Genomic DNA, 4,555 nt, shown 5'->3' on the forward strand with positions numbered 1-4,555 from the left:
CCCGAGCTGTCCTACGACTACGGTGCGCTCGAGCCGCACATCTCCGGGCGGATCATGGAGCTGCACCACTCCAAGCACCACCAGGCCTACGTCACCGGCGCGAACACCGCCCTGGAGAAGCTCGCCGAGGCCCGCGAGTCCGGCGACTTCGCCGCGATCAACCTCCACGAGAAGAACCTCGCGTTCAACCTCGGCGGCCACGTCAACCACTCCGCCTTCTGGACCAACCTCTCCCCCGAGGGCGGCGGCGAGCCCACCGGCGAGATCGGCGCCGCGATCGACGAGCACTTCGGCTCCTTCGACGCCTTCAAGAAGCAGTTCGCCGCCGTCGCCGCCGGCGTCCAGGGCTCCGGCTGGGCCATCCTCGCCTGGGACTCCATCGGCCAGAAGCTCGTCACCGTCCAGCTCTACGACCAGCAGGGCAACCTCACCCTCGGCCTGACCCCCATCGTCCTGCTCGACGTCTGGGAGCACGCCTACTACCTCGACTACCAGAACGTGCGCGCCGACTACGTCACCGCCTGGTGGAACCTCGTCAACTGGTCCGACGCCGAGGCCCGCCTGCAGCGCGCCAAGACCCAGACCGCCGGGCTCATCGTCCCCTGACGACCCCGCCGCACGACACCCGGTCGGCGAGCACGACCCTGCTCCCCCACCACGACGAGGTTGGTCCCGCTATCCACCGGATAGCGGGACCAACCTCGTTCTCAGCGGCCGCCTCGGGCCACACGTCAGTCAGTCCGCGGTCACGAAGAGGTGGCGCGCGACGTCGTCGGGCAGGTCGAGGACCGTCGTGGCGCCCTCGCCCGAGACGGTGACGACGCCGTCGCCCACCGTGACCACGACGGTCCGGTGCGGCAAGACCCCCGCCTCGGCGAACCGGGCGAGCAGCTCGACGTCGACCTGGATCGGCTCGGCGATGCGCTGGAGCACGACGCGCACCTCCGTGCCGGGCACCGCGGCGCGCGCGACGAGGTGGGCCCGCAGGGACACGACGCCCTGGAGGTAGCCGACCTCGGGCAGGTCCTCGCCCAGCTCGCGCAGGCCGGGGATGGGGTTGCCGTACGGGTCGTGCGCCGGGTGGTCGAGGAGCCCGACGAGGCGCCGCTCGACGAGGTCGCTCATCACGTGCTCCCAGCGGCAGGCCTCGGTGTGGACGTGCTCCCAGTCGAGCTTGATGACGTCGGTGAGCAGGCGCTCGGCGAGGCGGTGCTTGCGCATGACGCGCACCGCCGTCTGCTGGCCGAGGGCCGTGAGCTCGAGCTGGCGGTCCCCCCCGACGACGACGAGGCCGTCGCGCTCCATGCGCGCCACGGTCTGCGAGACCGTCGGCCCCGAGTGCCCGAGGCGCTCGGCGATCCGCGCGCGCAGCGGGGGGATCCCCTCCTCCTGCAGCTCGTAGATCGACTTCAGGTACATCTCGGTGGTGTCGATCAGGTCGGTCACTCGGCCTCCCGCGGCAGGTACGCACTCTTCTCTGGAACCATTCCAGTCTAGCGCTCTCTCATCGACACGATGATGTGTCTCTTGCTTATACTGTGCGTCACACACTATGGTGTGTGACATGACCGATCCCGAGATCTACGCCGGGCACAGCCAGGAGGTGCGCCGCGGCTCCGTCGTCGTCGCGAGCCTGCTGCTGCTGCGCACGCCCGGCTACGGCTACGGGCTCCTCGAGGCGCTCGCCGCAGCGGGCGTCCCCGTCGACGCCAACACGCTCTACCCGCTCCTGCGCCGGCTCGAGAAGCAGGGCCTCCTCGTGAGCGAGTGGAACACCGACGAGGCGCGGCCGCGCAAGTTCTACCGCACCTCCCCCGCGGGCGAGCGCTTCGCCCGCGACCTGCTCGACGAGTGGCTCGCGATCGCACGGAGCCTCCAGACCGTCGACTCCCAGGAAGGCACGTCATGACGCTCACCGACCGCTACGTCGCCGCCACGCTGCGCCGCGTCCCCGCGAACCAGCACGCCGACCTCGAGCAGGAGCTCCGCACGTCCGTCGCCGACGCGGTCGAGGCCAAGGTCGAGGCCGGCGCCGACCCGGCCCGAGCCGAGACCGACGTCCTCAACGACCTCGGCGACCCCGACCGCCTCGCGGCCGACCTCGCCGGTCGCCCGCTGTACCTCATCGGGCCGACGCTCTACCTCGACTGGCTGCGCCTCCTCAAGACGCTGCTCTGGGTCAGCCTCATCCCCGGGGCGATCGTGCTCGTCACCGACCTCATCGACGGCGCCACCGTCGGGTCGGCCATCTGGAGCGGCATCTGGACGACTGCCTCCGTTGCCCTGCAGATCGCGTTCTGGACGACGCTCGTCTTCGTCGTGCTCGAGCGCTACGGCAGCCCACGCAGCCAGGACGACCTCACCGGCCCGTGGACGGTCGACCGTCTCCCCGCCGAGCGCGCACCGCGCGAGATCTCGCTCGTCGACACGGTGGTCTCGGTCGGCCTGCTCGTCCTGGTCGCCGCGGCACTCCTGCTCCAGCCCTCGATCGCGTGGTTCCGCGGCGCGGACGGCGACGTGATCCCGGTCCTGCACCCGGACCTGTGGCCGCTGTGGACCGGCGCGCTCCTCGCGATCGTCGCGGCCGAGATCGTGCTCATGATCGTCACGTACGTCCGCGGCCGGTGGACCGTCGGCCTCGCCGCCGTCAACACCGTCACAGGCGTCCTGTTCGCCGGCGCGATCGTGTGGCTCGCGAGCACCGACCGCCTCGTCAACCCCGCGTTCCTCGAGGCCTCCGGTGCCGACTCGCTCGCGTGGCTCTCGAACGCGATCGTCGCGGTGACCATCGTCATCGCGGCGTGGGACGTCGTCGACGTGTGGGTCAAGGCTCTGCGCGGTCGTCGCGCCTAGGCTGACCCGATGACCCGCTCCCGCCTCGAAAGCACCCGGCGTGCGGTCGAGGCGGCGGCGTCGCGCGAGGGGTTCGCGCTCGACGCGGCGCAGTCCGCGCTCCTCGACCGGCTCGTCCGGCTCGGGGAGGAGCTCGCCGGGGCCCGACGGCGCCCCGTCCGCGGCCTGTACGTGTGGGGCCCCGCGGGGCGGGGGAAGTCGTGGCTGGCGGGGGCGTTCTTCGCGGCCGTCGCGGACGGGCTCCCCGCCGGCGCGACCAAGCGGGTCCACGTGTACGACCTGTTCCGCGAGCTGCACGCGGCGATCCACGCCCGACGGGTGACCGCCCTCACCGGGCCGCGGCCCGCCGTCGGGCAGGGTGGCCCGACGCGCGGGTGGCGCACCCGGGCGACCGCGCCGGTCGCGGAGCCGACGCCGCCCAGGCCGTCGGAGGAGTCGCCGGAGCCACGCCCCGGCGCCGTCGACTCCGCGATCGACGGCCTCCTGCGCGGGACGACGCTGCTCTACCTCGACGAGCTCCACCTGCACGACACCGGCGACGCGACCCTGCTCACCCGGCTCCTGCGTCGGGCGTTCGCGGCGGGCGTCGTCGTGCTCGCGACGTCCAACTACGAGCCCGGCACGCTGCTGCCGAACCCGCTGTGGCACCACGTCGCCGAGCCGGGGATCGCGCTCCTGCGCGCGCACCTCGACGTCGTCGAGCTCGCCGGGCCCACGGACTACCGGACGCTGGGCGGGCGCGGTCGCGCCGGGTTCGCCGCGGGCGCGTGGCTCCGCCCCGGCACGACGGCGCAGCTCGACGCCCGCGGCCTGCGCCGCCCGGGCGCGGACGAGGCGACGGCGGTGCGCACCGGGTCGCGCACGTTCCCCGTGACGGCGGCGCGCGCGGACGAGCTGTGGGTGACGTTCGTCGACCTCGCGGGCCGGCCGACGTCGACCCTGGAGTACCTCGACTGGTCTGTGCGCTTCCGCCGGTGGGTCGTCACCGACGTCCCCCTGCTGACCGTCGTCGACCGCGAGGCGCAGCAGCGGTTCATCGCGGTCGTCGACGTGCTGGTCGACGCGGACGTCGAGCTCGTCGTCACGTCGCCCCATGCGCTCGGCACCTTCCGCACCGCGCTCCCCGACCGCCCGGACGCGTTCCGCACCGCGAGCCGGCTCCAGCTCCTCACCGAGGACGCGGGCGGCGGCGTCCCGGCGGACGACGTCCCGCGCGCCTGACCCGGCGCGTCCCAGGGCTCGCGTGCGGGGGTGTCGTGGGCGACGGTTACGATCGGCCGCAACCGACTCGACTGGAGGCACCTGGTGGCACGCTCCGACGGCACCGACGACGGCGGCGCGCGCGGTCAGCGCGGGCCCCGCGCGGCGGACGCGCTCACGTGCTCGTTCTGCGGCAAGTCGCAGCGGCAGGTGAAGCGGCTCATCGCGGGCCCCGCGGGCGTCTTCATCTGCGACGAGTGCGTCGCGCTCTGCCTCGAGATGGTCGAGGAGGACCGCGAGACGGAGTCGGCCGAGCAGGACATCGTCACCGGCAGCGGCCCGCTCCCCACGCCGCACGAGATCTTCGCGCACCTCAGCCGCTACGTCGTCGGGCAGGACGGCGCCAAGCGGGCGCTGGCCGTCGCGGTGCACAACCACTACAAGCGCGTGCGCGCCGCCGTTGCCGCCGAGGAGGCGGGCGAGGCCCTCGCGACCGACGACC

6 protein-coding genes are annotated in these 4,555 nt (G+C 73.1%); 5 read left to right on the forward strand and 1 reads right to left on the reverse strand.

Annotation, left to right across the window (positions count from 1 at the left end; all coding sequences use genetic code 11):
- A partial coding sequence (locus ACPCUX_RS18720; RefSeq protein ID WP_423389385.1) for a superoxide dismutase occupies positions 1–606 on the forward strand: 606 nt, incomplete at its 5' end.
- 129 nt (positions 607–735) lie between these two features.
- Here ACPCUX_RS18720 and ACPCUX_RS18725 read toward each other — a convergent pair.
- The gene (locus ACPCUX_RS18725) at positions 736–1,446 is read right to left on the reverse strand and encodes a metal-dependent transcriptional regulator (RefSeq protein WP_423389386.1); all 711 of its coding nucleotides are present in this window, start codon (positions 1,444–1,446) and stop codon (positions 736–738) included.
- Between the two features lie 118 nt (positions 1,447–1,564).
- Between ACPCUX_RS18725 and ACPCUX_RS18730 the strand changes: the two genes are divergently transcribed.
- From ACPCUX_RS18730 to ACPCUX_RS18745, 4 genes are all read left to right on the forward strand, one after another.
- The gene (locus ACPCUX_RS18730; RefSeq protein ID WP_423389387.1) at positions 1,565–1,909 is read left to right on the forward strand and encodes a PadR family transcriptional regulator; all 345 of its coding nucleotides are present in this window, start codon (positions 1,565–1,567) and stop codon (positions 1,907–1,909) included.
- Positions 1,906–2,853: a permease prefix domain 1-containing protein gene (locus ACPCUX_RS18735; RefSeq protein ID WP_423389388.1), complete on the forward strand. Its 948-nt coding sequence runs from the start codon at positions 1,906–1,908 to the stop codon at positions 2,851–2,853. The genes ACPCUX_RS18730 and ACPCUX_RS18735 overlap by 4 nt, the downstream gene beginning before the upstream one ends.
- 9 nt (positions 2,854–2,862) lie before the next feature.
- Positions 2,863–4,074, forward strand: a complete 1,212-nt coding sequence (zapE, locus tag ACPCUX_RS18740; protein ID WP_423389389.1) for a cell division protein ZapE — start codon at positions 2,863–2,865, stop codon at positions 4,072–4,074.
- Between the two features lie 84 nt (positions 4,075–4,158).
- The coding region (locus ACPCUX_RS18745; protein WP_423389390.1) for a ClpX C4-type zinc finger protein at positions 4,159–4,555 on the forward strand (397 nt) is incomplete at its 3' end.

This window comes from Cellulosimicrobium sp. AB352 (assembly GCF_049538415.1).
GTDB lineage: Bacteria > Actinomycetota > Actinomycetes > Actinomycetales > Cellulomonadaceae > Cellulosimicrobium > Cellulosimicrobium funkei.